This window comes from Dinoroseobacter sp. S124A (genome assembly GCF_049801015.1).
Classification (GTDB): domain Bacteria; phylum Pseudomonadota; class Alphaproteobacteria; order Rhodobacterales; family Rhodobacteraceae; genus Dinoroseobacter.
Window position 1 is genome coordinate 62,803 of the sequence record NZ_JBNAGD010000005.1, and the last position, 23,724, is coordinate 86,526.

Sequence of the window (23,724 nt, forward strand, 5' to 3'; positions counted from 1 at the left end):
TACGAAACCGCGCTACAGACCCCGATGGCTCAGGTCAAGATCAGGCCGCGTCGCTCAGAACGCGTGCAAGGTCGAACAGTCGGCGGCGTTGGGTCTCGGGGATCGCGTAGTAGGAGCGCACAAGCTCCAGCGCTTCCTTGTCCGAGAGCAGATCGCCGGGCATGTCCATGTCATGGGCATCCGCAACCTGCGCTGCACCGAGACCTTCGAAAAAGAAGCTGACCGGAACCCCGAGGGCCGACGCGATTTCCCAAAGACGGGACGCGCTGACGCGGTTCATGCCGGTCTCGTATTTCTGGATTTGTTGAAACTTGATTCCAACCTTGTCGGCCAATTGCTGCTGGGTCATACCCACCATCCAGCGGCGGTGACGCACGCGTTTGCCCACATGGACATCAACGGGATGTTTCATAGAACGCTCCTTTTCTCCTGTGGGTTTATCAAGCTAGTTTCGTGCCAAGTGGATCATATGCGGACAAAGAATCTGCGGACACATCACAAAAAACCGACTCGCCTTTGGAAAACCTAGCAAGTTCCTAAACATGAAGTGCTAACGCATATTTCCCCAAGCGGGTTATTGCCGGTGGCAGCGAGTCTCCTTATAGGTGTTTTGCATTTTGCAACGCATTTTGCAATACATCCCTCGGTAGATTCCTATTTTGCACTGCATTCCGCCAAGATCCGCGTCAGCCCCGGCCTGACACAGGCCACGGGACTCTGCTGGTCGTCCCCGCGCGCGCCCGCTAGAATCGCAACACCAGTCAGATCCGGGCCCCTTGGCCCCAGCCGGAGAGTTTCATGCGCGCGTTCCGTATCCAATCCTACGATCAGCCCCCTCAGATCGAGGAGACGCCCCTGCCGGAGCCGACGACCGGTGAGGTGCGCCTGAAGATAGAGGCCTGCGGTCTCAACTTCGCGGATCTGCTCATGTCGAAGGGCAAGTACCAAGAAAAGCCCGCGCTGCCGACGACCCTCGGGATGGAGGTCGCGGGGACCATCGACGCCATAGGCCCCGAGACTTCGGCCCCACCGGTCGGGACGCGGGTCGCGCTTTTTGGCGGGCGCGGCGGGCTGGCGGAGTATGGCTGTTTTCCTGCCGATCGCTGCGTGCCCCTGCCCGAGGGGATGCCGGCCGCCGATGCTGCCGGGTTCCAGATCGCCTATGGCACCTCCCATCTGGCGCTGGAACACACGGCCGGGCTGAAACCCGGCGAGACCCTTCTGGTGCTCGGCGCGGCCGGGGGCGTCGGCCTGACGGCGGTCGAGATCGGCAAGCTCATGGGAGCCACGGTCATTGCCAGCGCGCGCGGCGCCGAAAAGCTGCAAAAGGCCAAGGAGGCCGGGGCCGATCACCTGATCGACAGCGATGCGGGCGACCTCCGCGACGCGGTCAAGGCGCTCGGCGGGGCGGATGTGGTCTATGACCCGGTGGGCGGCGATGCCTTCACCGAGGCCATGCGCGCCTGCAATCCCGAGGCACGGATGCTGATCATCGGCTTCGCTTCGGGGGATCTGCCGCAGATCAAGCCGAACCACCTGCTGGTCAAGAACATCTCGGTGCAGGGCTTCTACTGGGGCGGGTTTCTGACCTTCAACCCCAAGGCCCTGACCGATAGCCTCGCGACCCTGTTCGACTGGTACCGCGAGGGGAAGATCACGCCCCATGTGAGCCATGTCCTGCCCCTGGATCAGGCGGCGGACGGGCTGGAGCTGCTGCGCTCCCGCGCCTCCACCGGCAAGGTCGTGATCGAAATCTGAGGCTCAGAGCTGCGCGTAGGCCTGCCGCAGCAGATCCGCAAGCGCGTCCCGCACCGGGTCCCCGCCCGTGCGGTGACCATAGAGCACGATCTGCTTGGTGGTGAGCTTGGGCAGCTCGCCCCCATGGGAGATCCGCTCCAGATGGGCGGGCTCTGTCCCCTCGATCACCGCATGCACGGCCATATCGGCGGCCACGATGGGCTCGATGGTGCGGGCAGATTCGGCCTGCACCGTCATGGACCAGTCGATCCCTTCGGCATCCAGCGTCTGCTGGACGGTGTCCTTGAACAGGCAGCTTTGCTCAAAGGCCAGCGGCAGGGGGCGGCGACGCCAGGCCTGCCCGCCAATCGCGCCGATCCAGACCAGCGGCAAGGTGACGAGCGTCTCGCCACCGCGCTCGGGATGATCCTCGGTGGTCAGGATCAGGTCGCATTCGCCATTGGCCAGAAACTCCTTCAGCCGCATGGTGAAACTTGAGATCAGATCGACCTTCACCCGCGGATAGTCCTGCGTAAACCGGGCGAGCACCTGCGGAATAGCCGGGTAGACGATGTCATGGGGCACACCGAGGGCGATCTTTCCCTCGAAGGCCTGATCGGTCATCCGCGCATAAATCTCGTCATTGAGCGCCAGCATCCGCTTGGCATAGGACAGAAGCTGGTCCCCCGTGGGCGTCAGCGCAATCCCCCGCCCGGAGCGGTCCAGCAGCGCAAGCCCGAGGCTGTCCTCCAACCGCTTGAGCTGCATCGAGACTGCCGATTGCGTCAGGTTGAGAAGCCCGGCCGCCTTGGTCACGCCCCCCGCCTCGGCAACCGAGACAAAGGACCGAAGCGCCGTCAGATCGAGATTTCGGGGCATACATCACCATTCATGATTCCGGACATCACAATCATTCGTTTTCAAAATGTGTCAAGAGGCAGCATATACATCAGCAAGGGTGATGAAACCTAGCCCACTCATCTCAGATCAGAAAGGATTGACCCATGCGTGCCTCCTTCCCCATGTCCATACCCCTTGATGAGCCCCGCAAATCCCGCTTTGCAGGCACGCGCCTTGTTGACCTGCTGACACTGGGTCGTTCGCGCAAGCAGTTGCGGGATCTCGACGCGCGGATGCTGCGCGATATCGGCTTGACCCGCATCGCAGCCGAGCGCGAATCCGAGCGTCCGTTCTGGGACGTGCCGACAACCTGGCGCAGATAATATGCGTCAAAAAAACAGGTTTCGCGATCTGCCATTAAAATGAAGGGGAAACTCGGTCCGTCCGGGCCGGTTTCCCGGCCACTTGCCCTTGAAAACCGCGCCATGTTCGCCAATATCAGTGGCAATCCGGGCCGCGCCATCGGCTCGTCTTTTTTCAAGGAGGGTTCAATGGCACAATACGATACGATCCGCACTGCTGGCGTTGGCGCCCGCTCTGCGCAGATCGACGAAGGGCTCCGCGCCCATTTCAACAAGGTCTATGGCCTGATGTCCGTCGCCATGGTGCTTACCGGCGCTGTGGCTTGGGCTGTTGGCACGAATGAGCAGATGCTGGCCGCGATCTTTGCGACGCCGCTGAAATGGGTCGTGATGTTCGCCCCGCTGATCATGGTCTTTGCCTTCAGCGCGATGATCAACAAGATGTCCTCGGGCGCCGCACAGGTGTTCTTCTACGCCTTTGCCGCCGCGATGGGCCTCTCGATCAGCTATATCTTCGCGATCTATACCGGCGTCTCCATCGCGACCACGTTCCTCGTGACCGCCATCGCCTTCGCGTCGCTCAGCCTCTTCGGTTACACGACCAAGAAGGATCTGAGCAGCTGGGGCCGCTTCCTCTTCATGGGGGTGATCGGCCTGATCGTTGCCTCGATCGTGAATATCTTCCTCGGCTCCCCGGCGATTGCCTTCGCCGTGTCCAGCCTCGGGGTTCTGATCTTCGCGGCTCTGACCGCCTATGACACTCAGCGCATCAAGACCGAGTATATCGAGCATGCGCAGTATGGCGATCAGGAGTGGTTGGCAAAGTCGGCGATCATGGGCGCACTGAGCCTCTACATCAACTTCATCAACATGTTCATGTTCCTGCTGCAGTTCCTCGGCAACCGCGAGTGATCGCAGGACCATCGACAGACAGGAAAGGCCGGCCTCGCGCCGGCCTTTTTCTTTGCGCTCAGAGCACCGCCTCCATCCGCACGGCCCGAAAGGGCAGCCCCGCCGGGCCGATCGGTACATCCACGGCCTCCCGCGCCTCGAAGCCCATGGCGGCATAGAACGGCTCCGCTGTCAGGGTCGACAGAGCCTCGAGGCGGCGCATCCCCGCCGCGCGTGCCTCGGAGATGATATCCCCCATCAGACGCCGCCCCAGCCCCTCTCGCGTGCGGGTATGATCGGTCACCACGTGGCGGATATGCCCGAGCCCCGGCGTCACCGCCCCGCCCCTGGGCGCGCCACGGGTCCACCCTCCGGCGGCGAGGATCGCCCCGCCCTCCTCCACCACGTGATAGGTCCCACAGGTCACCAGAGACGGCTGGGCCCGCGAGATCAGCGGCAGGATCGTGACCAGAACCGAGGGCGGGTAATCGGGCTTCAAAAGCACCGGATAGCTGCGCGCGAGCAGGGCATCCACCGCTGCAACATCCCGCGCGGTCGCGACACGTCTGATCAGGGTCATCCGGAACCTCCTGCGCCATGGGGATTGGACAAAGAAAAAGCCGCGCTCGAAGGCGCGGCTTGGATCGTAACGTCGGAAGGGGCAGATTACTTGATCTTGCCTTCCTTGTACTCGACATGCTTGCGCGCAACCGGGTCATACTTCCGGACGACCATTTTCTCGGTCATGGTCCGGGCGTTTTTCTTGGTCACGTAGAAATGGCCGGTATCCGCGGTCGAGTTGAGGCGGATCTTGATGGTCGTCGGCTTCGCCATGTTGCGGTCTCCTGGCAGATTGCGGGCGAGAGTCGCGTCAGACCCTCGATCAACTTTGAACCCCGGCTTTTACTGGGACCTGCGCCCCTGTCAACCGCGATTCGACACGGAATGCGCGGCAAGCACGTCGCGGCCCGGCACCGATGCTCGCAGCACGGGCCGAGCACCGGTCAGGATCACCGGGCGCGCTGTTTCATCCCGGCCACGCGCGTCGCCGATGTCACATCCTGCAGCGACAGCAGGACCAGCCTGCGGGACAGGGCCAGAGGGACATCCCGGGGGCTTGCGGGTTGCAGGGGCGTGATCGTCGCCTCCCAGGTCTGGGGCCCGACCTCTCCGGGAACGCAAGCCACCACGAAGCTGAGCTCGCGTGCATCGGTCAGCGCGGCATCGAGCGCGCCCTGAGCGAGGCTACGGCTCTCGCGCGGCCAGAGGGCCGCGAAACTGCCGCCGACGCAGGCCTGGGCTGTGCCGAACTGGCGTCCGGCGGCCACGAGGATCTGCCCCGTGGCGGTCACCACGAAAAGGGACTGATCCAGCTTGCCCGCAAGCGTGCCCAGCAGATGTTCGAGGATGTCCGTGCTGAATAGAGCCGCCTTTGAATTGGCGGTTTGATCAAAGGAGAACGCGCTTGTTCCAGCGCTGAACGTATTTGGAAGGTCTTCCATAAAAATCACTATGGCGGTTACCGATCTCCCAATGTGTAACACAATCTAGACAGTTTTACAGTCACAAAATAATTACAGAAACGCGCGGAGAGCCTGTAAGCCGGATTTTGTCCGAGACGGCACGCCGTCTCTGGATGACCATTCCTCTGGGCGCCCTGTTGCCAGAGCACTCTAGCTGCCAACCCGGATCCCTGGGTTGAAGCCACCCTGCCCCCGAAGGCGCAGCGGGATCCCTATTTGGCATTGCTCCCGGTGGGGCTTGCCGTGCCGGTCCTGTTGCCAGTCCCGCGGTGGGCTCTTACTCCACCGTTTCACCCTGACCCGTCCAGAGACGGGCGGTCTGATCTCTGTGGCGCTTTCCGTCGGGTTGCCCCGCCCGGGCGTTACCCGGCACCGTTGCTTCGTGGAGTCCGGACTTTCCTCCCGGACAGACAGGTCTGTCCAAGCGGCCATCCAGCCCTCCGCGCGACTGCGCTGTTATCCTTGCCCAAGGGTCGGGTCAACGGGCCACCTGCGCGCGAGCGTGGCGGCGAGGCACATATCCTGTTCCGCAAGCGGTCCGGTTGCTCCGGGCCGGAACCGGGCGCGCAGGGCCGCAAGCCGGGTTTCGGGGTCTACCGGATGGGTCATCCCGAACGTGGCCAGATCAGAGGCGAAGCGCGCGGCATCCACGGGCACCGCGCCCGTAGCGGCCAGATCTTCGGCCGAGGGCCAGATCGCATGCCCGCCACGGGCGAGACGCCGCCAGTCAAACCGCGGCCCGGGATCGATCTTGCGCCCGGGGGCGAGGTCGGAATGCCCGATCACCTGTGCCGGACCGAGAGCCCAGCGGGTCATCATCTCGGCCAGGAGGGCTTCGAGCGACGCCATCAGAGGGGCGGCAAAGGGGCTGACCCCGTCATTGTCGAGCTCGATCCCGATCGAGGCGCTGTTCACATCCCAACAGCCACCCCATTGCCCCCGCCCCGCATGCCAGGCGCGCAGGTCTTCGGGGACAAGCTGGGTGACGGCGCCATCGCGCGCGATGACGTAATGGGCCGAGACCTGCGCCTCGGGCGCGCAGAGCCAGTCAATGGCCCCGGTCGCGCTCTGCATGGCTGTGTAGTGCAGCACGATCAGGCGCGGCGTCAGACCGTTCTTGCGCGGCCCGCAATTGGGCGAGCGCTGCTCATGGATCGGGATCAGTTGCGCACCGCGAGGCGGAACGGGCTCGGATCCCAGCGGCAGGCATAGCCGTCGCCATCGGGATCGAGGCCGCTGCGGTCACGCTCGGGCCCGCCGGCATTGAGAAAGGCCTGCTGGGCGGCATTGGCGTCGCTGTAGCGATCGCAGGCCCGCGAGCTCAGCCGGATCGGGCTGCGCGAATAGACCGGCTGGCCCACCGGGTGCGAGGTCGACAAGGCAAACTCGACGATCGAGGCCAGATCCCCGGAGGGTCGGTCCGGCAGGGCGGTGGGTTCGATCACCTGAAAGGCCTCGCGCTGTGCGGCGAGCCGCTGCCGGTCGCTTTCAATGGTCACCCGCTCGGAGACCGCGTCAAAGCTGTTCTCATCCGAAATGCCCGGACCGCGGCGCAGAAGGTTCGGATCTGGATCCTCACCGGCGGCCACGGCCTCGGCCACGGCCAGATCGGTCGGGTCCGCGCCTTCGGGCAGAATGATCGACTCGCCGCTGGAGAGCGCTGCATCGCGCGCCTGCTGCTCGGCCCCGTAGGCACCATAGCTGGTGCCAAACCCCGGACCGGCCCCGGCGACGTCATTGGGCGGCACGGATGTGCAGGCCGCAAGGATACTTGCGAGACCTAATGCTCCGACTGTCGAAACGAGACGCATACCAAACCTCTTCACTGCCCCTGGGGGCGAGCCTACCACCAGCGCTGCGGCTTGGCCACAAAGCCCGCAGCCTCTTCAAGCGCATAGGCGGTGTTGAGCAAATCGCCCTCTTCCCAGGGACGCCCGATCAGCTGCAGCCCCAGGGGCAGGCCCTGCCGGTCGAGCCCGGTGGGCACGGCGATCCCCGGCAGCCCGGCGAGGTTCACGGTGACCGTGAAAACGTCGTTGAGATACATCTGCACCGGATCCGCGTCGATCATCTCGCCCAGACCGAACGCCGCCGAGGGCGTGGCCGGGGTCAGGATCGCATCGACCCCATCGGCAAAGACCGTTTCGAAGTCGCGCTTGATCAGGGCGCGCACCTTGCGGGCCCGGTTGTAATAGGCGTCGTAGAACCCGGCGGAGAGCACATAGGTCCCGACCATCACCCGGCGCTGCACCTCGGGGCCGAAACCCTCGGCGCGGGTTTTTTCGTACATCTCGGTGATGCCGTCGCCCTGCCCGAGCTGCGCCCGGTGGCCAAAGCGCACACCGTCATAGCGCGCGAGGTTCGAGGACGCCTCGGCGGGCGCGATCACGTAATAGGCCGGCAGGGCGTATTTTGTGTGGGGCAGTGTAATATCGCGCAGCTCCGCCCCGGCGGCCTTGAGCATTGCGGCACCTTCGGACCAGAGCGTCTCGATCTCTTCGGGCATGCCGTCCATGCGGTATTCCTTGGGGATCCCGATGACCTTGCCGCGAATGTCCCCGGTGAGCATGGCTTCGAAATCCGGCACGGCGAGATCCGCGCTGGTGCTGTCTTTGGGATCATGCCCGGCCATGGTGCCCAGCATGATCGCCGCGTCGCGGACATCCTTGGTCATCGGGCCCGCCTGATCGAGCGAGGAGGCAAAGGCCACGATGCCCCAGCGCGAGCAGCGCCCATAGGTGGGCTTCAGCCCGGTGATCCCCACAAAGGCCGCAGGCTGGCGGATCGAGCCGCCCGTATCGGTGCCGGTCGCCGCGAGGCAGAGATCTGCCGCCACGGCACTGGCCGAGCCGCCCGAGGACCCGCCCGGCGTGAGCGCCGTGTCCTCATTGCCGCGCCGCCAGGGGTTCACCGCGTTGCCATAGGTCGAGGTCTCGTTCGAGGACCCCATGGCAAACTCGTCCATGTTCAGCTTGCCGAGCATCACCGCGCCCGCATCGAACAGGTTCTGGCTGACGGTCGATTCGTATTCCGGCTTGAACCCTTCGAGGATCGCCGAGGCCGCCTGGGACGGTACGCCCTTCGTGCAGAAGAGATCCTTGATCCCCAGCGGGATGCCGCACATGTCGGGGGCATCGCCCTCGGCAAGCCGTGCGTCTGCGTGGCCGGCTTGCGTCAGCGCCAGCTCGGGGGTTTTGTGCACAAAGGCGCCAAGCGCGTCAGCGCCTTCCACAGCGGAGAGGCATGCCTCGGTCAGCTCGGTGGCGGTGATCTCCTTGCGGCGCAGCTTGTCGCGCGCGGCCGCAATGGTCAGGGAGGACAGGTCAGACATGGGTTACTCCACAACCTTGGGCACGGCGAAAAAGCCCTCGCGGGCGTCGGGGGCATTGCTCAAGACCGCGCCCTGCTGATCGCCATCGGTGACCACATCCGCGCGTCGCTTGAGCCGCTGAGGCGTCACGGAGGTCATCGGCTCGACCCCCTCCACATCCACTTCATTGAGCTGCTCGATGAAGCCCAGGATCGTGTTGAACTCACCTGCCAGGGCAGGCAGCGCGTCGTCTTCGACCTTGATCCGGGCGAGTTTGGCGACCCGGCGTGCAGTCTCGGTATCAATGGACATCCGTAAGGGCTCCGCTCAGCGTGGTTTTGCCGGGTTTAGCCTTGGCGCACGGGGCCTGCAAGCATGTGACGGCGGTAAAGCTCGATCATCCAGCCCAGCATGAGCGCGTTGAGAATATGCCACAGGAAATGGGTGCCCAGCGGCAGCGCACCGCAGACCGGCATGTCGAGAGAGCGCGCAACCAGCGACAGGCACAGCATGCCCGCGCCAATCGTCAGACCCCGCGCCGTCGCGGGCGCGCGCCGGCTCAGCAGAACCGCATAGCCGAAGATCAGCACCGGAAGCGGCCAGTAAAAGCTCGAGATCCCGAAGAACGGCAAACCGGCAAAGACCGGCGTCAGCAGCGCCGAATATGGCAGATAGGCCAGCGCCCCCAGCGCCGCGGCCCAACCCGGCCAGCCCCAGAAGTGCCGGTTGGCGACATAGATATAGAGCAACGAGAACCCGACAATCGGCACCACATCCGCGATCGCCGCCCAGACCTGCGCATGGGTGTGAAACAGAAAACTCCCCATCCCGATCAGGGCCAGCACCAGGCACAGCAACTCCGCCAATGGCAGGCCCTGCCCCCGCACCCGACGCCACATGACCCAGGCCACCAGCACGAAGGCCGCATTGGTCACCGCATTGACCGGCTCGGCCCAATACCCCGGATCCAGCCGCTCGCAATAGCCGTCGATCTGCCGCCACAACCCTTCCATTTCACCCTGCCCTTGCTACTCTTGCCCGCGATCATGCGGCGAAAGGGAGAGCAGATGAAGATCACATGGATGGGACATTCCGGCTTTCGGATCGAAATTGGCGACCAGGTCTTGCTCATCGACCCCTGGATCACCGGCAATCCCGTCTTCCCCTCAGATCAGCGCGCTGCGGCAATCGCCGGGGCCACCCATATCCTGATCACCCATGGCCATGGCGATCACAGCCCGGACGCGGTGGCCCTGTCCCAAGAGCTCGGCGCGCCCATCGTGGGGATCTATGACCTGATGACCTACTGGGCCGAAAGCGCCGGGGTCGAGGTCGTGGGCTTCAACAAGGGCGGCACGGTGCAGCTCGGCAATGTGGCCGTGACCATGGTGAACGCGGCGCATTCCTCCTCCATCGGGACGGATCATGGGCCGCTCTATGCCGGGGCTGAGGCGGGTTACATGATCTCGGGCGAGGATCGGGTGATCTATGTCTCGGGCGACACGGACGTCATGGCCGACATGAAGATCTTCAACGACCTGCACCAGCCCGAGATCGGCATCCTCGCCTGCGGTGGCCACTTTACCATGGATATGGAACGGGCCGCCTATGCCGCCCGCAGCTTCTTTGACTTCAAGACGGTGATCCCCTGTCACTATAAAACCTTCCCGCTACTGGCCCAATCGGCGCAGCCGCTGATCGACGCCCTGCCCGGCACGGATGTGCGCACCCCCGAGATCATGGAGACGATCACACTCTGACACCCGCGCGACCCGCGCCCCGGGGCGCGCAACAGCTCATCTTAAGTCTGCAAATATCCTCGCCGAAGGCATCCCGCCCCCGCCACAGGCGCGCCACCCGATCAGGGGCGCCGCGCGGCAAAGAAGGTCTTGAGCAAGGCCTCGGCCTCCACCGCGCCGATCCCGTCCACCACCTCGGGCGCGTGGTGGGATTGCGGCTGGGCAAAGACCCGCGCCCCATGGGCCACGCCACCGGATTTCGGATCCGCCGCGCCATAGACCACCCGCGCCACCCGGGCCGCGGCAATCGCGGCGGCGCACATGGCACATGGCTCCAGCGTCACATAAAGCACCGCCCCCGGCAGCCGTTCTGACCTGGCCGTGGCACAGGCCGCCCGCAGCACGAGGATCTCCGCATGGGCGGTGGGGTCCGACAGCTCCCGCGTGCGATTGCCTGCCCGGGCCAGCTCGGTCCCATCGGGCCCCAACAGCACCGCCCCCACAGGCACCTCGCCCCGCGCAGCGGCGGCGCGAGCCTCGGAAAGGGCGATATCCATATGGCGAGCAAAGGGGCGCATGCCCTCTCATGCCGCGCCCCATGGCCCGAGGGCAAGGGCGCAAAGGGCTTTCCCGCCGCCCCCGTCTTCGCTAAGCCCGGGTCATGAACACCACCCCTCCTCCCGGCGACCGCATCGCCAAGGTCCTCGCCCGCGCGGGCATCGCCTCGCGCCGCGAGGCCGAACGCCTGATCGCCGAGGGCCGGGTCACCGTGAACGGCAAGACCGTCGAGAGCCCCGCGCTCAACGTCACCGAGACCGACAAGATTACCTTTGACGGCAAACCGCTGGAGCCTCCGGCGCCGCCGCGCCTCTGGCGCTATCACAAGCCCACGGGGCTGGTGACGACTGCCAAGGACGAGAAAGGGCGCGAGACCGTGTTCGACGCCCTGCCCCCGACCCTGCCCCGGGTGATGAGTGTCGGACGGCTCGACCTCAACTCCGAGGGTCTGCTGCTGCTGACCAATGATGGCGGGCTCAAGCGCAAGCTGGAACTGCCATCAACGGGCTGGCTGCGCCGCTACCGGGTCCGGGTCAAGGGCGCGCCCGAAGACACGGATCTCGCCCCGCTGCGGACGGGAATCGAGGTCGAGGGCGAGCGGTTTCAGCCGATGGAAGCCCGGATCGACCGCCAGCAGGGCGCGAATGCCTGGCTGACCATTGGGCTGCGCGAGGGAAAGAACCGCGAGATCCGCCGCGCCATGGGCGCGCTGGGTCTCACGGTGAACCGGCTCATCCGGATCAGCTACGGCCCTTTCCGCCTCGGCGAGTTGAAGGCGGGCGAGGTCGAAGAGATCAAGGGCCGGATCCTGCGGGACCAGCTCGGGATGGAGGACGAGACCCCACCGCCCGCGCCCAAACCCCGCCCGCGCCGCCGCCGCAATCCGCCCCGGCGCTAACCCCGGCAGAGCCCGCCCGAAATCGGCAATAATCCTGATAGTTGCGCCTGCGCCCTAGGCTAGACCCGCGGAACACCATATATTGGGGCGAGGAACGGTGTGGGGATCCCGGATGAGTGGAAGTGGCCTGAGACTTTTGGCGTTTTGCCTGCTGGCGGCGCTGATCCTCTATGCGGGCTTTGGCGGAGGGCTGTCATGAGCCGCCGCTACGGGGGCAAATACAGCCCCGACGCCTCCGGGTCGGGCCCCGATGCCGAGCCCACCGCCGCCCCGCGTCCGCGCATGCCCGCAAAACGCAGCCGCACCGGCGCGCGGGTCAATGCGATGTTCTTTCTGCCCCTGCCCCTCGCCCTGACAGCCTTCGGCAAGGATGCCACGGGCATGGTGCTGAGCCTTGTCGCGCTCGGCCTGCTTCTGGGCGGGGCGTGGATGCTGCGCGAGGGGCTTCTGGCCGAGGAAGCCTATGACGCGCGCAAGGTCGCAAAGCGCCCCGCCCTGCCGCGCAAGATCTTTGCCGCTGTGCTCGCCGGCGCGGGCCTCGCCTTGGCGGGCCTGTCGAACGAGATCGGCGTGCTGGGCGCAGGTCTTCTGGCCGTCGCGGGGGCGGGCCTGCATCTGGCCGCCTTCGGGATCGACCCGCTGAGCGACAAGGGTGCGGAGGGGGTCGACGCCTTCCAGACCGAGCGCGTGGCCCGGGTCGTGGATGAGGCCGAGGCGTATCTCAAGGCGATGTCGGACGCGATCCTGCGGGCGGGCGACCGGGCGCTGGAGCTGCAGGTCGACCAGTTCGCTGCCACCGCGCGCGACATGTGCCGCCGGGTCGAGGAAGACCCGCGCGACCTGACCGCGGCACGCAAGTATCTGGGCGTCTACCTGATGGGCGCCCGGGACGCGACGGTGAAGTTTGCCGATCTCTATGGCCGGACCCGCGATGCCGGGGCGCGGCAGGATTACGTGGCGCTGCTCAAGGATCTGGAGGCCAATTTCGCCTCCAAGACCGATGCGCTGCTTCTCGAAGACCGCACCGATCTCGATGTCGAGATCGAAGTGCTGCGCGACCGGTTGGCGCGCGAAGGCGTCCGCGCCTGAACCCGCAACACCAGACGATTGAAGGGATACACCCATGTCAGACACCGTTCGCGCCAAGGCTGAAGCCGCGCTGGCAGAGGTTACCGAAGTGACCGAGACCCTGTTGCCCACGCCCAGCAACGCCCTTGTGCCTCTGGCCGAGGCCGACGCCCCGGTCGCCGAGAATATCCGGCGCGCCATGGACGAGATCGATATGGGCGACACCCAGTCCATCGTCCGGTTTGGCTCGGGCGCGCAGGCCGAGTTGCAAGAGATCAGCCAATCCATGCTGGACGGTGTGCGCAACAAGGATGTGGGTCCGGCGGGCGACAGCCTGCGCAATATCGTCACCACGATCCGCGGCTTCTCGATCTCGGAGCTCGATGTGCGCCGCGACCGCAGCTGGTGGGAAAAGCTGACGGGCAAGATGGCCCCCATGGCCAAGTTCGCGGCCCGCTACGAAGAGGTGCAGGGCCAGATCGACAAGATCACCGATGACCTGCTGAACCACGAGCATGTGCTGCTCAAGGACATCAAGTCCCTCGACAAGCTCTATGGCAAGACGCTGGATTTCTACGACGAGCTGGCCGTCTACATCGCCGCCGGCGAGGAGAAGATCGCCCAGCTCGATGCCACGACCATCCCCGAGAAGGTCGCCGAGGTCGATGCCGCCCCCGAAGAGCAGCAGGTGATGAAGGCCCAGGAACTGCGCGATCTGCGCTCGGCCCGGGATGATCTGGAACGCCGGGTCCATGACCTGAAGCTGACGCGGCAGGTGACCATGCAATCCCTGCCTTCGATCCGGCTGGTGCAGGAAAACGACAAGTCGCTGGTCACCAAGATCAACTCGACCCTGGTGAACACCGTGCCCCTCTGGGAGACCCAGCTCGCCCAGGCGGTGACGATCCAGCGCTCGCGCGAAGCGGCAGAGGCCGTGCGCGGGGCCAATGACCTGACCAACGAGTTGCTGACGGCCAATGCCGACAACCTGCGTCAGGCCAACCAGATCGTGCGCGAAGAGATGGAGCGCGGCGTGTTCGACATCGAGGCCGTCAAGCAGGCCAACGCCACCCTGATCGCCACGATCGAGGACAGCCTGCGCATCGCCGATGAGGGCAAGTCCAAGCGCGCTGCCGCCGAAGAGGATCTCGAAAAGATGGAAGCCGAGCTGCGCGACACGCTGGCCGCGGCCAGCTCGCGGGGTGACGGCACAGGCTACAATGCCGGGAGCGCTGTGCCGAAGGGATGACGACACCGGGCATCAGACGGGGACGCGCCACCGGGGCGCTGGCCGGGCTTTGCCTGGTCCTGTTGGGCTGCGTTCCGCTGGACGTGGCCGACCCGGGCGCGACCTCGCCCCAGCCCACGCCCCGGGCCGCGGCGCCCGAACCCTCGCAGGCCTCGCGCGATCTGATGACCTTCTATGCCCGCTACGAGCAGCGCCAGCTGACCTCGGGCCTGTTGCGAACCGATGGCGGTGGGGTGGACACGCCCTATTCCGCCCGACAGCTGGCGGAAAACTTCGAGCGGATCGCGCTTTACGACGAATACACCCTGCGTGGTGGACGGTTCATCGCCCAGCAGAGCGAGAGCCGCCTGCGCCGCTGGAAAGAGCCGGTGCGGATCCGCCCGGTCTTTGGCCGCTCGGTTTCCGAAGAGCAAAAGACCGGCGACCGGGCCGATCTCGACGCCTATGTGGCGCGACTGGCACGGGTGACGGGGGCGGATATCAAAACCTCCGTCAGGGGGGCGAATTACCATGTGCTCTTTCTCAACACGGATGAACTGCGGGCTGCGGGGCCCATCCTGCGGGATTTGGTTCCCGGGATCGACGATGCGATCGTGCGCGACATCACCGAGATGGACCGGCTGACTTTCTGCTCGGTCTATGCGATCTCGGACCCGGAGACGCCGAATGACTACGAGACCGCCGTGGCGATCATCCGCGCCGAGCATCCGGACCTGCTGCGCCTCGGCTGCATCCACGAAGAGATTGCCCAGGGCCTCGGGCTTGCAAATGACAGCCGCGATGCGCGGCCCTCGATCTTCAACGATGATGACGAGTTCGCCCTGCTCACCAGCCATGACGAACAGCTGCTCCGCATCCTCTATGACCCGCGCCTGACCCCCGGGCTCACCCCGGACGAGGCACGCCCCCTTGTCCAGCAAATCGCCGCCGAACGCATGGGCGGCGGCAGCTGACGCCTGCCAAAAGGACCGATTTCATGAGTATCCTCGACTTTCTCTCCGGCCAGTTCATCGATGTCATCCACTGGGTGGATGACAGCCGGGACACCATGGTCTCGCGGTTCGAACGGCAGGGGCACGAGATCAAATACGGCGCCAAGCTGACCGTGCGCGAAGGCCAAGCGGCGGTGTTTGTCCATGAGGGGCAGCTGGCGGATGTATTCACACCGGGGCTCTATTTCCTCGAGACGAACAACATGCCGGTGATGACCTCGCTGCAGCACTGGGATCATGGCTTCAAGAGCCCGTTCAAGTCCGAGATCTATTTCGTCAACACGACCCGGTTCAACGACCTCAAATGGGGCACGAAGAACCCGATCATGCTGCGCGATCCGGAGTTCGGGCCGACGCGGATCCGGGCCTTTGGCACCTATTCGGTGCGGGTGACGGATCCGGCACGCTTCCTGTCCGAGATCGTCGGGACCGATGGCGAGTTCACCATGGACGAGATCAGCTTCCAGATCCGCAACATCATCGTGCAGGAATTCAGCCGCGTGATCGCCGGATCCGGGATCCCGGTGCTCGACATGGCGGCCAACACCGCCGAGCTGGGCAAGGGGATCGCCACGGCGATCTCGGGCACGATCGCGGAATACGGGCTCAGCCTGCCGGAGCTTTACATCGAGAACATCTCGCTGCCCCCGGCGGTCGAGGCCGCGCTCGACAAACGGACCTCCATGGGGCTGGTGGGCGATCTGGGCAAGTTCACCCAGTATTCTGCCGCCGAGGCCATGACCGCCGCCGCGCAGGCGGGCGGGGATAGCGGCATGGGTGCCGGTCTCGGCGCGGGCATGGGCATGGCCATGGGCGCGCAGATGGCGGCGGGGCCTTGGGGCGCCCGCCCTGTGGCGGCGGCCACTGGCCCGGTCGCAGCCGCGCCGCTCGCGCCGCCCCCTCCGCCGGTCGAGCATGTCTGGCACATCGCCGAGAATGGTCAGACCAAGGGGCCCTTCTCGAAGGCCGCACTTGGTCGAATGGCCAGCGAAGGCTCCCTGACCCGCGAGACCTATGTCTGGACGCCCGGGCAGGATGGCTGGATGCGCGCCGAGGACGTGACAGAGCTCGCACAGCTTTTCACCATCCTGCCGCCGCCCCCGCCGCCGCCGCCCATGGGCTAAGCCAGACCGATGACCGACACGCCCCCCCCAGCCCCCGCGCTGGAAGAGCACCGCTTTCCCTGCAACAATTGCGGCGCGGATTTTCGATTTGACCCGGCGGGCAACCGGCTGGTCTGCGACCATTGCGGCACGGTGGAGGAGATCGAGGGGCTGGCCCCGCCGCCCTCGGGCATCACCGAGCAGGATTACCGCGCCGCGCTCAGCCGTCCGGAGACGCTGGACCTCGAAGAGACCCGGGTGCTGAACTGCCCCAATTGCGCGGCACAGATCGAGTTCACGCCCGAACTGCATGCCGCCGAATGCCCCTATTGCGCGACGCCCGTGGTGACCGATACCGGGCGGCACCGGCATATCAAACCACAGGCCATCGCGCCCTTTGCCCTCGACGAGGGGGCGGCCCATGCGGCCATGACCACCTGGCTCGGGCGGCTCTGGTTCGCGCCCTCGGGCCTGTCGGACTATGCGCGCAAGGGGCGCAAGATGACCGGGGTCTATGCGCCTTTCTGGACCTATGACGCCGCCACGCGCAGCCAGTATACCGGCGAGCGGGGTACAGTGTACTACACCTCGCGCACGGTGATGCGGGACGGCAAGCCCACCACGGTCCGGGTGCAAAAGGTCCGCTGGCGGCGGGTTTCGGGCCGGGTGGCGCGGGCCTTTGACGACCTGCTGGTCCTGGCCGCGACCTCGCTGCCGAAACGCTTTACCGAGGCCCTGCCGCCTTGGCCGCTCGCCGATCTTGTGCCCTATACACCCGAGCTTCTGGCCGGGTTCCGGGCCGAGGGGTACACAATCGCGCTGGAGGATGGGATGACCGATGCGCGCGCGCAGATGGACGCGATGATCGCCCGGGATGTGCGGTTCGACATTGGCGGCGACCGGCAACGGATCCACGGCATCCAGACCCAGGTCTCGGACGTCACCTTCAAGCATATCCTGCTGCCGATCTGGGTGGCGGCCTACAAGTATAACGGCAAAAGCTATCGCTTCGTGGTCAATGGCCAGACCGGCAAGGTGGCGGGCGAGCGCCCCTATTCGGTCTGGAAGATCGCCGCGGCGGTGCTGGTGGGCGCGATTGTGGCCGGGGCCATCGGCTATCTGGGCGCAACACAGGGCTGATCGCAGCGGACAGGCCCGAATTTCCGGCCTCGGAGGCAATGTTACCGCTAGCATTTCGGGCCAAACTGCGTAGTGTCCGGCGCGAAGACGGAGGAGGACCGAGATGATCCTATGCGCGGGCGAGGCCCTGATCGACATGCTGCCGCGGGAAACCGGAGACGGGGCCGCGGCCTTTGCCCCGGTGGCGGGCGGCTCGGTGTTCAACACGGCCATCGCCCTCGGGCGGCTCAGCGCGGATGTGGGGCTGGTCACGGGGTTGTCCCGGGATCTCTTTGGCGAGGTGCTGTCCAATGCGCTGGCGGCCTCGGATGTAGACAGTCAGCTGGCGATCATGTCGGACCGCCCGACGACACTGGCCTTTGTCACCCTGACCGACGGGCACGCGAAATACGCCTTTTACGACGAGAACACGGCCGGGCGCCTGCTGGAACCCGCAGACATGCCCGATCCGGGCCCCGAGGTCGGCACCCTGTTTTTCGGCGGAATCAGCCTCGCGGTGGAGCCCTGCGCCGCAGCCTATGAGGCGCTCTGCCTCAAGGCCGCCGAAGGCCGCGTGGTGATGCTCGACCCGAATATCCGTCCGGGCTTCATTCAGGATGAGGCCGCCTTCCGCGCGCGGCTCGACCGGATGCTGGCCGTGGCCGATATCGTCAAGGTTTCGGATGAGGATCTCGCCTGGATCGTGGGCGAAGGCCCCCTGGACGAGAGCGCCACCGCCCTGCGCGCGCGTGGCCCGTCGATCATCTGCGTCACCCGCGGTGCCGAGGGCGTCGAGGCCCACCGCGCGAGCGGCGTGACCCGTGTCGCGGCCCAAGCGGTCTCGGTCGTGGACACGGTGGGCGCGGGCGATACGTTCAACGCGGGCTTTCTCGCCGGGCTCTCCGAGGCCGGGGCGCTGTCGCCCGAGGGGCTTGCCAGCCTCTCCGAAGACACCCTGTCCGCGGCGCTGAGCCTCGGCGCGCGGGCCGCTGCGATCACCGTCAGCCGCGCGGGGGCAAACCCGCCCTGGCGCGATGAGCTTCCATGAAGGCCCTGATCCAGCGGGTCTCTGAGGCCTCGGTCACGGTCGATGGCGCGGTAATCGGGACAAGCGGTCCGGGCCTGTTGATCCTAGTCTGCGGGATGCCCGAGGACACGCCCGAGACCGTCGCGGCGCTGGCGACCAAGATCTCAAAGCTGCGGATCTTTCGCGATGAGGGCGGGCGGATGAACCGTTCGGTTCGCGACACGGGCGGCAGCGCGCTGGTCGTGAGCCAGTTCACCCTGGCCGCCGATACCTCGCGCGGGAACCGCCCGGGCTTTTCCGGGGCCGCCGCCCCCGAACAGGGCGAAGCGCTCTATCTCGCCTTTGCCGAAGCCCTGCGCGACAGTGGCGTGGCGGTCGAGACCGGGCAATTTGGCGCGGATATGAAAGTGGCCCTGATCAATGACGGGCCGGTCACGATCTGGATGGAGGGCTAGGGGCTAGAAAGCCGCCGCCTCCTCCGCGATCTCGGACAGAAGGGTCTGCACCGCCTGCATCGGCCCGTCGGGATAGCTGCGATGGCCGATCACCACCGTGCCGTCACGATCCGCCACGAAGACGCCGTAAGGGCAATGGCCGATATTCATCGGATCCGCCTCCATGACCTCACGCGACAGCCGCGCCGAGCAGAACAGAAACACCTGCGCCTGATCAAAAAGCACCACATCGCTGCCCACATCCGCGCCGGTACGGGCCAGCATCTCGCCCACATGGCTCACATAATCGATCACCAGCCCCCGATCGAGGATCGCGCTCTCGACCCCGAAGAGCGCGTCTTCATAGTCGCCATCGGTGGGATAGGTGAGGATGTCATCCCCGGCCTGCGCAGCCGTCGCAGCCGCAAGCGACACCGCGAAAATCAAGGGGCGGAGCGCGGTCATGGGACCACCTTTCTCAGCAAATGACGCGCGGCGGACCTGATCCGGCCCGCCGCGCTGTGGATCAGCCGAACATATCGGTCGTGATGCCCGCGTACCAGCCGAGGCTTTCCTCGTAGGTGGCCTTGCGCAGGGCGGCATCCTCGCCGGTATTCGAGATGAACCCGGTGGTCTTGGCGATCTTCTCTTCCGTGGCCTCGTAGGAGGCCCCGACCTTCACACCATCTTCGGTCGCGATGAGCGACCAGCAAGTGTTCGAGAATTTCGCCGGGAAGACGCGGCTGTCGGTCAGCGCACCGCGCACGGCCATGGCGGCCACCTTGGCCTGGCTGTTGGCGGAATAGCCCGATTTCGGCATGTCGCCCTGCTGGCTCGCATCGCCGAGGACGTGGATATTCTCGTCCTCCTTGCTCTGCATGGTGGCCGGCACGACGGGCGCCCAGCCCGCCTCGTTGGTGAGGCTGGCCATATCGGCGATGCGCCCGGCTTTCTGGCCCGGGATCACGTTGCAGACATCGACCTTCTCGACCTCGCCGTCGATCACGACTTCCATCGCATCCGGGCGCACTTCGACACTGTCGCCGCCGAAATCCGGGCCGATCCGGTCGATCATGCCCGCATAGTGGTTTTGCCAGCCTTCCTCGAAGAGGCCCTGCTTCGAGAACTTCTCCTTCGGATCCACGATCAGGATCTTGGCCGTCGGGTTCACCTGGCTGAGCGTATGGGCGACCATCGAGATCCGCTCATAGGGGCCAGGCGGGCAGCGATAGGGGTTGGGCGGTGCGACCATGCAATAGGTCCCGCCCTCGGGCATCGCCATGATCTGCGCCTTGAGCAGTTGCGCCTGGGTCCCGCCCTTATAGGCGTGGGGCATGACATCCTGCGCGCTGAGGTCCCACCCCGGCACGGAGCCGTCCTTGAAATCGATCCCGGGGCTCAGGATCAGCCGGTCATAGGGCAGCATCGCGCCCCCGGCCAACGCCACCATCTTGGCGTCGCGATCCACGCCCACGGCCCAGTCATGGACCACGTTGATCCCGTAATCCGACGCCAGCGTGCCATAGGAATGGCCGAGATCGTCATAATCCTGGAACCCGCCGAGATAGAGGTTCGAGAAAAAGCAGGTGTAATAGGTGCGCGTCGGCTCCACGAGGGTGACGTCAATCGCACCCTTGCTGTCCTTGGCGATATAGCGCGCCGCGGTCGCCCCACCGGCCCCGCCGCCCACCACGACCACCCGTGGCTTGCCCTGCGCGCGCACCATGGGCGCCGCGAGGCTCGCGGACACCGCCGCACCGGTCGCAATGAAGTTCCGTCTTGAAATGGTCGTCATGGTCTCTCCTCCCCGATCAACCTGAGCCCCGGTCGGATCAACCGGGATTCTCGAAAAACGCTGCGAGCGCGGCAATCTCTTCGTCACTGAGACGCCCCGCGATCATCTGCATCACCGGATGCGGTCGCAGCTTGGTCTTGTATGCGTGCAATGCGAGCACAAAATCCTCTTTCGGCCAATAGGCAATAGACGGAATGCCCTGATCCGACCCATCAATCTGGTGACAGGCCGTGCATTCCGACGCGAGATACGCGCCATATTCCGCATCCCCCTGCAGCGCGAGGATATCCGGCGGCAGATCCGGGACCGAGGCCGTGGCCGTGGGCTCGGCCTCGGGGATATTGGCGGGGCTGGCGGTGAAGTCGCGCATATAGGCCAGCACATCGGCGCGATCCTGCGGGTCCTTGAGCCCGCGAAAGCTCATCCGCGTGCCCGAGACCAGCGCGCGCGGATTGGCCAGATAGGCATCCAGCGTGCGCAGATCCCAGACCAGCCCGTCATTGCCCGCGCGGACCATGGATTTGGAATAGGGAAACCCGTCCAGCGCCGCCGCGTCCCGTCCGAAAATCTCGTTCAGATGGGGCCCGATCCGGTTCAACGCCTCGGGCCCGATCTGGTGGCACCCGGTGCATTGCTTGAAGATCCGCGCCCCGCGCTCCGGGTCCCCGATGGAATCCGCAGCAGCGGCACTGGCCCATCCGACCAGAGCCGCCGCCCAGAGCAGGGGTGTCAGCTTCCCCTGCATCCGATCACTCCTGCGCCTCGAGATAGGCGACAATCGCCGCGAGATCCTCATCCTTGCGCAGGCCCGGGAAGGACATCTTGGTGCGTGGCAGGAACTCCTTGGGCTTGGCGAGGAAGGCCTTGAGATTGCCCGCATCCCAGACGAGCCCTTCGCCCGCGCGCTCGGCCAGCGCCTTGGAATAGCGGAACCCCTCGACTGCGCCAGCGGGGGCGCCGACGATCCCGTTCAACAGCGGGCCGGTGCGGTTCTTGGCGCTCTCGCCCACCTGATGGCAGGCCTTGCACTTCTTGAAGACCTTCTCGCCAGCGGCGACCAGTTCCGGATCAAGCTCGGGCTCGGGCGGCGCTGCGGGGGCCGCGACTTGCACGACCTCGGGCTCGGCCTCGGCCGTGGCGGGGGCCGCAGAGGCGCTCTCATCCTCGGGGGTGACGTCCAGAACACGGGCTCGCATGGTGATCTCGACGCTGTCCTTGCAATCCGCCATGCAGGGCTCGCCGGCAAAGATCGGATACTCGGTCTCGGCCCGGTCATCGAGGATGAACCCGTCCGTATTGGTCATCTCGACCTCGAGGAAGTTTTCGTTCGAGAGCACGAAATCATCCTCTACGAGGAAGTTCGAATAGAGGATATAGGCGACGATCGCATAGACTTCGTCCACTTCCAGCGACTGGGCGTTGCCGAACGGCATGGACCGGTTCACATAGTCCCAGGCCGTGGACAGATGCGGCCAATAGGACCCCACCGTCTTCAGCGGATCCTCGTCGGCCAAGGTCCCGTCACCACCAGCCAGCTTGGGCCAATTGCCCGCGCCCTCGGCAAACTCGCCATGGCAAACCGCGCAGTTCTCCGAGAACAGCCATTCGCCATCCTCAACCGAGCCAGAACCCGCAGGCAGGCCCCTGCCATCGGGGCGCACATCGATATCCCAGGCGGCAATCTCTGCCTCGGTGGCCGGGCGGCCCAGGCCGAACCCGTCGGCCAGGCTGGGACCCGCCAATGCGCTGCTCGCCAATGCGGCCAGGATCAACCCTTTAGGAAACTTCAACATTTTCCGCCTCCCCATTGGCGCGCACCCACCATGTCTGGATCGCATTGTTGTGGTAGATCGAGTTTAAACCGCGCACCTCGCGCAGCTGGGTCTTGGTCGGCTGGACATAGCCGGTGCTGTCATGGGCGCGGGCCTGCAACAGCATCTCTTCGCCCTGCCAGTCGTGATCGAGATAGAACCGGGTCAGCGCCTTGTCGGTGCCGGGCGCGCCGAGGCGGGCCTCCTGCCAGTTCTTGCCGCCATCGAGGCTGACATCCACGCGGGTGATATGCCCGCGCCCGGACCAGGCCAGACCGGTGATCACCAGCGGGCCATGACCATGGGTGATCGGCGCTTGCGGGCTGGGCGAGGTGACGACGGATTTCGCGTCCATCTCCCATGTCCATTTCCGCGCGATGCCGTTTTCCAGCACATCCGTGTATTTCGAGGTCTCTTCGCGGCTCTCCACCGGGCCATCCATGACCTCCACGCGGCGCAGCCACTTGACCCACATATTGCCTTCCCAGCCCGGCACGACGAGGCGCACGGGATAGCCATGCTCCTTGCGCAGGGCCTCGCCATTGGCCTTGAAGGCGACGAGCACATCGTCCAGCGCCTTGTCCATGGGGATCGAGCGCCCGTTCGACGAGGCATCGGCCCCTTCCACATAGACCCACTTGTCCGAAAGGTCCCCGGCTGCGTCCAGCCCCGCCTCTTCGAGTAGCGTGCGGAGCGAGACACCGGAGTATTCCATGTTGTGGATCATGCCATGGGTGAATTGCGCCCCGTTGAGCTGCGCCCCGGCCCATTCCATTCCGGAATTGGCGGCGCATTCGCAGAAATACACGCGGTTCTCGCGGGGGAAGCGCTCCAGATCGGCATAGCTGAAGACCAGCGGCGTATCGACAAGACCGTTGATCATCAGCCGGTAGTCTTCCTTGCGCAGGTCGATCGCCCCGGAGTGATGCCGCTCGAACGCGCAGCCCTGGGGTGTGATCGTTCCGTCCAGCGCGTGGATCGGCGTGAAGTTGATCGAGCTGATCGTATCCGCGGTCAGCCATTCGACATTGCGGCGCACCACGTCGGCTTCATACTCGATGGGCAGACCGTAGGGGGTGGCATCCACCCCGTCGCCCAGGCCCTGGGCCCAGGGCTGCACCTCGGTGATCAGCGGATCGCCCGCCGCCTGCGCGGCGCCCGCGCTGGCCGCGCCTGCCGTGACGGCGGCGGCGCCTTTCAGAAATCCCCGGCGGCCGGGATCAGTGGGTTTGGAATTGCTCATGCTGTCCTCCCGAAAACACTGATGT

General features: G+C 65.5%; 28 protein-coding genes and 1 other RNA gene. 12 read left to right on the top strand and 17 right to left on the bottom strand.

Annotated elements, in window-relative coordinates:
• Positions 1 to 40 precede the first annotated feature (40 nt).
• Positions 41 to 412 (bottom strand): helix-turn-helix domain-containing protein, encoded by a 372-nt coding sequence (locus tag ACP15I_RS13315; RefSeq protein ID WP_424965017.1) that lies wholly within the window; start codon positions 410 to 412, stop codon positions 41 to 43.
• A 386-nt stretch (positions 413 to 798) separates the two neighbouring features.
• Here ACP15I_RS13315 and ACP15I_RS13320 point away from each other — a divergent pair, with 386 nt between their 5' ends.
• The gene (locus ACP15I_RS13320; protein WP_424975475.1) at positions 799 to 1,758 is read left to right on the top strand and encodes an NADPH:quinone oxidoreductase family protein; all 960 of its coding nucleotides are present in this window, start codon (positions 799 to 801) and stop codon (positions 1,756 to 1,758) included.
• Positions 1,759 to 1,761: 3 nt separating this feature from the next.
• Here the strand turns inward: ACP15I_RS13320 and ACP15I_RS13325 are convergent, their stop codons facing one another.
• Positions 1,762 to 2,616 (bottom strand): LysR family transcriptional regulator, encoded by an 855-nt coding sequence (locus ACP15I_RS13325; RefSeq protein WP_424975476.1) that lies wholly within the window; start codon positions 2,614 to 2,616, stop codon positions 1,762 to 1,764.
• A gap of 143 nt (positions 2,617 to 2,759) precedes the next feature.
• Between ACP15I_RS13325 and ACP15I_RS13330 the strand changes: the two genes are divergently transcribed.
• Together ACP15I_RS13330 and ACP15I_RS13335 are read left to right on the top strand one after the other, a co-directional pair.
• Positions 2,760 to 2,960 carry a DUF1127 domain-containing protein gene (locus ACP15I_RS13330; RefSeq protein ID WP_424975477.1) on the top strand — a complete coding sequence of 67 codons (201 nt, stop codon included), beginning with the start codon at positions 2,760 to 2,762 and terminating at the stop codon, positions 2,958 to 2,960.
• A 168-nt stretch (positions 2,961 to 3,128) separates the two neighbouring features.
• The gene (locus ACP15I_RS13335) at positions 3,129 to 3,851 is read left to right on the top strand and encodes a Bax inhibitor-1/YccA family protein (RefSeq protein WP_424965021.1); all 723 of its coding nucleotides are present in this window, start codon (positions 3,129 to 3,131) and stop codon (positions 3,849 to 3,851) included.
• A gap of 58 nt (positions 3,852 to 3,909) precedes the next feature.
• Here the strand turns inward: ACP15I_RS13335 and ACP15I_RS13340 are convergent, their stop codons facing one another.
• From ACP15I_RS13340 to ACP15I_RS13380, 9 genes are all read right to left on the bottom strand, one after another.
• A complete protein-coding gene (locus ACP15I_RS13340; RefSeq protein ID WP_424975478.1) occupies positions 3,910 to 4,410 on the bottom strand; it encodes a GNAT family N-acetyltransferase in 501 nt (166 codons plus the stop codon).
• 86 nt (positions 4,411 to 4,496) lie between these two features.
• On the bottom strand, positions 4,497 to 4,664 hold the full coding sequence (gene rpmG, locus ACP15I_RS13345) for a 50S ribosomal protein L33 (RefSeq protein ID WP_012179442.1): 168 nt from the start codon (positions 4,662 to 4,664) through the stop codon (positions 4,497 to 4,499).
• A gap of 176 nt (positions 4,665 to 4,840) precedes the next feature.
• The gene (locus ACP15I_RS13350) at positions 4,841 to 5,332 is read right to left on the bottom strand and encodes a hypothetical protein (protein ID WP_424975479.1); all 492 of its coding nucleotides are present in this window, start codon (positions 5,330 to 5,332) and stop codon (positions 4,841 to 4,843) included.
• 80 nt (positions 5,333 to 5,412) lie between these two features.
• Positions 5,413 to 5,797: RNase P RNA component class A (gene rnpB, locus ACP15I_RS13355), an RNA gene on the bottom strand.
• A gap of 12 nt (positions 5,798 to 5,809) precedes the next feature.
• On the bottom strand, positions 5,810 to 6,508 hold the full coding sequence (locus ACP15I_RS13360) for an N-acetylmuramoyl-L-alanine amidase (protein ID WP_424975754.1): 699 nt from the start codon (positions 6,506 to 6,508) through the stop codon (positions 5,810 to 5,812).
• A 5-nt stretch (positions 6,509 to 6,513) separates the two neighbouring features.
• On the bottom strand, positions 6,514 to 7,164 hold the full coding sequence (locus ACP15I_RS13365; RefSeq protein ID WP_424975480.1) for a hypothetical protein: 651 nt from the start codon (positions 7,162 to 7,164) through the stop codon (positions 6,514 to 6,516).
• Positions 7,165 to 7,196: 32 nt separating this feature from the next.
• Positions 7,197 to 8,684 (bottom strand): Asp-tRNA(Asn)/Glu-tRNA(Gln) amidotransferase subunit GatA, encoded by a 1,488-nt coding sequence (gatA, locus tag ACP15I_RS13370; protein WP_424975481.1) that lies wholly within the window; start codon positions 8,682 to 8,684, stop codon positions 7,197 to 7,199.
• A 3-nt stretch (positions 8,685 to 8,687) separates the two neighbouring features.
• Positions 8,688 to 8,975: an Asp-tRNA(Asn)/Glu-tRNA(Gln) amidotransferase subunit GatC gene (gene gatC, locus ACP15I_RS13375; protein WP_424975482.1), complete on the bottom strand. Its 288-nt coding sequence runs from the start codon at positions 8,973 to 8,975 to the stop codon at positions 8,688 to 8,690.
• Between the two features lie 35 nt (positions 8,976 to 9,010).
• Entirely contained in the window at positions 9,011 to 9,676 is a 666-nt protein-coding gene (locus ACP15I_RS13380; protein ID WP_424975483.1) for a ceramidase domain-containing protein, read from the bottom strand.
• Between the two features lie 54 nt (positions 9,677 to 9,730).
• On the opposite strand from ACP15I_RS13380, the gene ACP15I_RS13385 reads away from it, so the two are divergent.
• Entirely contained in the window at positions 9,731 to 10,423 is a 693-nt protein-coding gene (locus tag ACP15I_RS13385) for a metal-dependent hydrolase (RefSeq protein WP_424975484.1), read from the top strand.
• 101 nt (positions 10,424 to 10,524) lie between these two features.
• Here the strand turns inward: ACP15I_RS13385 and ACP15I_RS13390 are convergent, their stop codons facing one another.
• Positions 10,525 to 10,980: a nucleoside deaminase gene (locus tag ACP15I_RS13390; RefSeq protein ID WP_424975485.1), complete on the bottom strand. Its 456-nt coding sequence runs from the start codon at positions 10,978 to 10,980 to the stop codon at positions 10,525 to 10,527.
• Positions 10,981 to 11,063: 83 nt separating this feature from the next.
• Between ACP15I_RS13390 and ACP15I_RS13395 the strand changes: the two genes are divergently transcribed.
• The 8 genes from ACP15I_RS13395 to dtd all read left to right on the top strand — a co-directional run bounded on the left by ACP15I_RS13395 (position 11,064) and on the right by dtd (position 18,871).
• Positions 11,064 to 11,858 carry a pseudouridine synthase gene (locus ACP15I_RS13395; RefSeq protein WP_424975486.1) on the top strand — a complete coding sequence of 265 codons (795 nt, stop codon included), beginning with the start codon at positions 11,064 to 11,066 and terminating at the stop codon, positions 11,856 to 11,858.
• Between the two features lie 195 nt (positions 11,859 to 12,053).
• The gene (locus tag ACP15I_RS13400) at positions 12,054 to 12,947 is read left to right on the top strand and encodes a 5-bromo-4-chloroindolyl phosphate hydrolysis family protein (protein WP_424975487.1); all 894 of its coding nucleotides are present in this window, start codon (positions 12,054 to 12,056) and stop codon (positions 12,945 to 12,947) included.
• A 34-nt stretch (positions 12,948 to 12,981) separates the two neighbouring features.
• Positions 12,982 to 14,175: a toxic anion resistance protein gene (locus tag ACP15I_RS13405; protein WP_424975488.1), complete on the top strand. Its 1,194-nt coding sequence runs from the start codon at positions 12,982 to 12,984 to the stop codon at positions 14,173 to 14,175.
• Positions 14,172 to 15,128 carry a DUF2927 domain-containing protein gene (locus ACP15I_RS13410; protein WP_424975489.1) on the top strand — a complete coding sequence of 319 codons (957 nt, stop codon included), beginning with the start codon at positions 14,172 to 14,174 and terminating at the stop codon, positions 15,126 to 15,128. Before ACP15I_RS13405 ends, ACP15I_RS13410 begins: the two co-directional genes overlap by 4 nt.
• 23 nt (positions 15,129 to 15,151) lie before the next feature.
• Complete coding sequence (locus ACP15I_RS13415) at positions 15,152 to 16,291, top strand: SPFH domain-containing protein (protein ID WP_424975490.1); 1,140 nt, start codon at positions 15,152 to 15,154, stop codon at positions 16,289 to 16,291.
• Between the two features lie 9 nt (positions 16,292 to 16,300).
• Positions 16,301 to 17,410 (top strand): primosomal protein N' (replication factor Y) - superfamily II helicase, encoded by a 1,110-nt coding sequence (locus ACP15I_RS13420; RefSeq protein WP_424975491.1) that lies wholly within the window; start codon positions 16,301 to 16,303, stop codon positions 17,408 to 17,410.
• A 103-nt stretch (positions 17,411 to 17,513) separates the two neighbouring features.
• Positions 17,514 to 18,437 carry a carbohydrate kinase family protein gene (locus tag ACP15I_RS13425; protein ID WP_424975492.1) on the top strand — a complete coding sequence of 308 codons (924 nt, stop codon included), beginning with the start codon at positions 17,514 to 17,516 and terminating at the stop codon, positions 18,435 to 18,437.
• Positions 18,434 to 18,871: a D-aminoacyl-tRNA deacylase gene (gene dtd, locus ACP15I_RS13430; RefSeq protein ID WP_424975493.1), complete on the top strand. Its 438-nt coding sequence runs from the start codon at positions 18,434 to 18,436 to the stop codon at positions 18,869 to 18,871. The genes ACP15I_RS13425 and dtd overlap by 4 nt, the downstream gene beginning before the upstream one ends.
• Before the next feature lie 3 nt (positions 18,872 to 18,874).
• Here the strand turns inward: dtd and ACP15I_RS13435 are convergent, their stop codons facing one another.
• The 5 genes from ACP15I_RS13435 to soxC all read right to left on the bottom strand — a co-directional run bounded on the left by ACP15I_RS13435 (position 18,875) and on the right by soxC (position 23,699).
• Positions 18,875 to 19,315 (bottom strand): DUF302 domain-containing protein, encoded by a 441-nt coding sequence (locus tag ACP15I_RS13435; RefSeq protein WP_424975494.1) that lies wholly within the window; start codon positions 19,313 to 19,315, stop codon positions 18,875 to 18,877.
• 61 nt (positions 19,316 to 19,376) lie between these two features.
• Entirely contained in the window at positions 19,377 to 20,645 is a 1,269-nt protein-coding gene (locus ACP15I_RS13440) for an FCSD flavin-binding domain-containing protein (protein WP_424965039.1), read from the bottom strand.
• A 37-nt stretch (positions 20,646 to 20,682) separates the two neighbouring features.
• Positions 20,683 to 21,390, bottom strand: coding sequence for a c-type cytochrome (locus ACP15I_RS13445; protein WP_424975495.1), 708 nt, complete (start codon positions 21,388 to 21,390; stop codon positions 20,683 to 20,685).
• 4 nt (positions 21,391 to 21,394) lie between these two features.
• On the bottom strand, positions 21,395 to 22,438 hold the full coding sequence (locus tag ACP15I_RS13450; protein ID WP_424975496.1) for a c-type cytochrome: 1,044 nt from the start codon (positions 22,436 to 22,438) through the stop codon (positions 21,395 to 21,397).
• A complete protein-coding gene (soxC, locus tag ACP15I_RS13455) occupies positions 22,422 to 23,699 on the bottom strand; it encodes a sulfite dehydrogenase (RefSeq protein ID WP_424975497.1) in 1,278 nt (425 codons plus the stop codon). The genes ACP15I_RS13450 and soxC overlap by 17 nt, the downstream gene beginning before the upstream one ends.
• Positions 23,700 to 23,724: the final 25 nt, after the last annotated feature.

Excerpts from the sequence above, each read along its gene's own strand:
- ACP15I_RS13315 (WP_424965017.1), bottom strand. The coding sequence starts at position 412 with ATGAAACATCCCGTTGATGTCCATGTGGGCAAACGCGTGCGTCACCGC.
- ACP15I_RS13320 (WP_424975475.1), top strand. The coding sequence starts at position 799 with ATGCGCGCGTTCCGTATCCAATCCTACGATCAGCCCCCTCAGATCGAG.
- ACP15I_RS13325 (WP_424975476.1), bottom strand. The coding sequence starts at position 2,616 with ATGCCCCGAAATCTCGATCTGACGGCGCTTCGGTCCTTTGTCTCGGTT.
- ACP15I_RS13330 (WP_424975477.1), top strand. The coding sequence starts at position 2,760 with ATGTCCATACCCCTTGATGAGCCCCGCAAATCCCGCTTTGCAGGCACG.
- ACP15I_RS13335 (WP_424965021.1), top strand. The coding sequence starts at position 3,129 with ATGGCACAATACGATACGATCCGCACTGCTGGCGTTGGCGCCCGCTCT.
- ACP15I_RS13340 (WP_424975478.1), bottom strand. The coding sequence starts at position 4,410 with ATGACCCTGATCAGACGTGTCGCGACCGCGCGGGATGTTGCAGCGGTG.
- rpmG (WP_012179442.1), bottom strand. The coding sequence starts at position 4,664 with ATGGCGAAGCCGACGACCATCAAGATCCGCCTCAACTCGACCGCGGAT.
- ACP15I_RS13350 (WP_424975479.1), bottom strand. The coding sequence starts at position 5,332 with ATGGAAGACCTTCCAAATACGTTCAGCGCTGGAACAAGCGCGTTCTCC.
- ACP15I_RS13365 (WP_424975480.1), bottom strand. The coding sequence starts at position 7,164 with ATGCGTCTCGTTTCGACAGTCGGAGCATTAGGTCTCGCAAGTATCCTT.
- gatA (WP_424975481.1), bottom strand. The coding sequence starts at position 8,684 with ATGTCTGACCTGTCCTCCCTGACCATTGCGGCCGCGCGCGACAAGCTG.
- gatC (WP_424975482.1), bottom strand. The coding sequence starts at position 8,975 with ATGTCCATTGATACCGAGACTGCACGCCGGGTCGCCAAACTCGCCCGG.
- ACP15I_RS13380 (WP_424975483.1), bottom strand. The coding sequence starts at position 9,676 with ATGGAAGGGTTGTGGCGGCAGATCGACGGCTATTGCGAGCGGCTGGAT.
- ACP15I_RS13385 (WP_424975484.1), top strand. The coding sequence starts at position 9,731 with ATGAAGATCACATGGATGGGACATTCCGGCTTTCGGATCGAAATTGGC.
- ACP15I_RS13390 (WP_424975485.1), bottom strand. The coding sequence starts at position 10,980 with ATGCGCCCCTTTGCTCGCCATATGGATATCGCCCTTTCCGAGGCTCGC.
- ACP15I_RS13395 (WP_424975486.1), top strand. The coding sequence starts at position 11,064 with ATGAACACCACCCCTCCTCCCGGCGACCGCATCGCCAAGGTCCTCGCC.
- ACP15I_RS13400 (WP_424975487.1), top strand. The coding sequence starts at position 12,054 with ATGAGCCGCCGCTACGGGGGCAAATACAGCCCCGACGCCTCCGGGTCG.
- ACP15I_RS13405 (WP_424975488.1), top strand. The coding sequence starts at position 12,982 with ATGTCAGACACCGTTCGCGCCAAGGCTGAAGCCGCGCTGGCAGAGGTT.
- ACP15I_RS13410 (WP_424975489.1), top strand. The coding sequence starts at position 14,172 with ATGACGACACCGGGCATCAGACGGGGACGCGCCACCGGGGCGCTGGCC.
- ACP15I_RS13415 (WP_424975490.1), top strand. The coding sequence starts at position 15,152 with ATGAGTATCCTCGACTTTCTCTCCGGCCAGTTCATCGATGTCATCCAC.
- ACP15I_RS13420 (WP_424975491.1), top strand. The coding sequence starts at position 16,301 with ATGACCGACACGCCCCCCCCAGCCCCCGCGCTGGAAGAGCACCGCTTT.
- ACP15I_RS13425 (WP_424975492.1), top strand. The coding sequence starts at position 17,514 with ATGATCCTATGCGCGGGCGAGGCCCTGATCGACATGCTGCCGCGGGAA.
- dtd (WP_424975493.1), top strand. The coding sequence starts at position 18,434 with ATGAAGGCCCTGATCCAGCGGGTCTCTGAGGCCTCGGTCACGGTCGAT.
- ACP15I_RS13435 (WP_424975494.1), bottom strand. The coding sequence starts at position 19,315 with ATGACCGCGCTCCGCCCCTTGATTTTCGCGGTGTCGCTTGCGGCTGCG.
- ACP15I_RS13440 (WP_424965039.1), bottom strand. The coding sequence starts at position 20,645 with ATGACGACCATTTCAAGACGGAACTTCATTGCGACCGGTGCGGCGGTG.
- ACP15I_RS13445 (WP_424975495.1), bottom strand. The coding sequence starts at position 21,390 with ATGCAGGGGAAGCTGACACCCCTGCTCTGGGCGGCGGCTCTGGTCGGA.
- ACP15I_RS13450 (WP_424975496.1), bottom strand. The coding sequence starts at position 22,438 with ATGTTGAAGTTTCCTAAAGGGTTGATCCTGGCCGCATTGGCGAGCAGC.
- soxC (WP_424975497.1), bottom strand. The coding sequence starts at position 23,699 with ATGAGCAATTCCAAACCCACTGATCCCGGCCGCCGGGGATTTCTGAAA.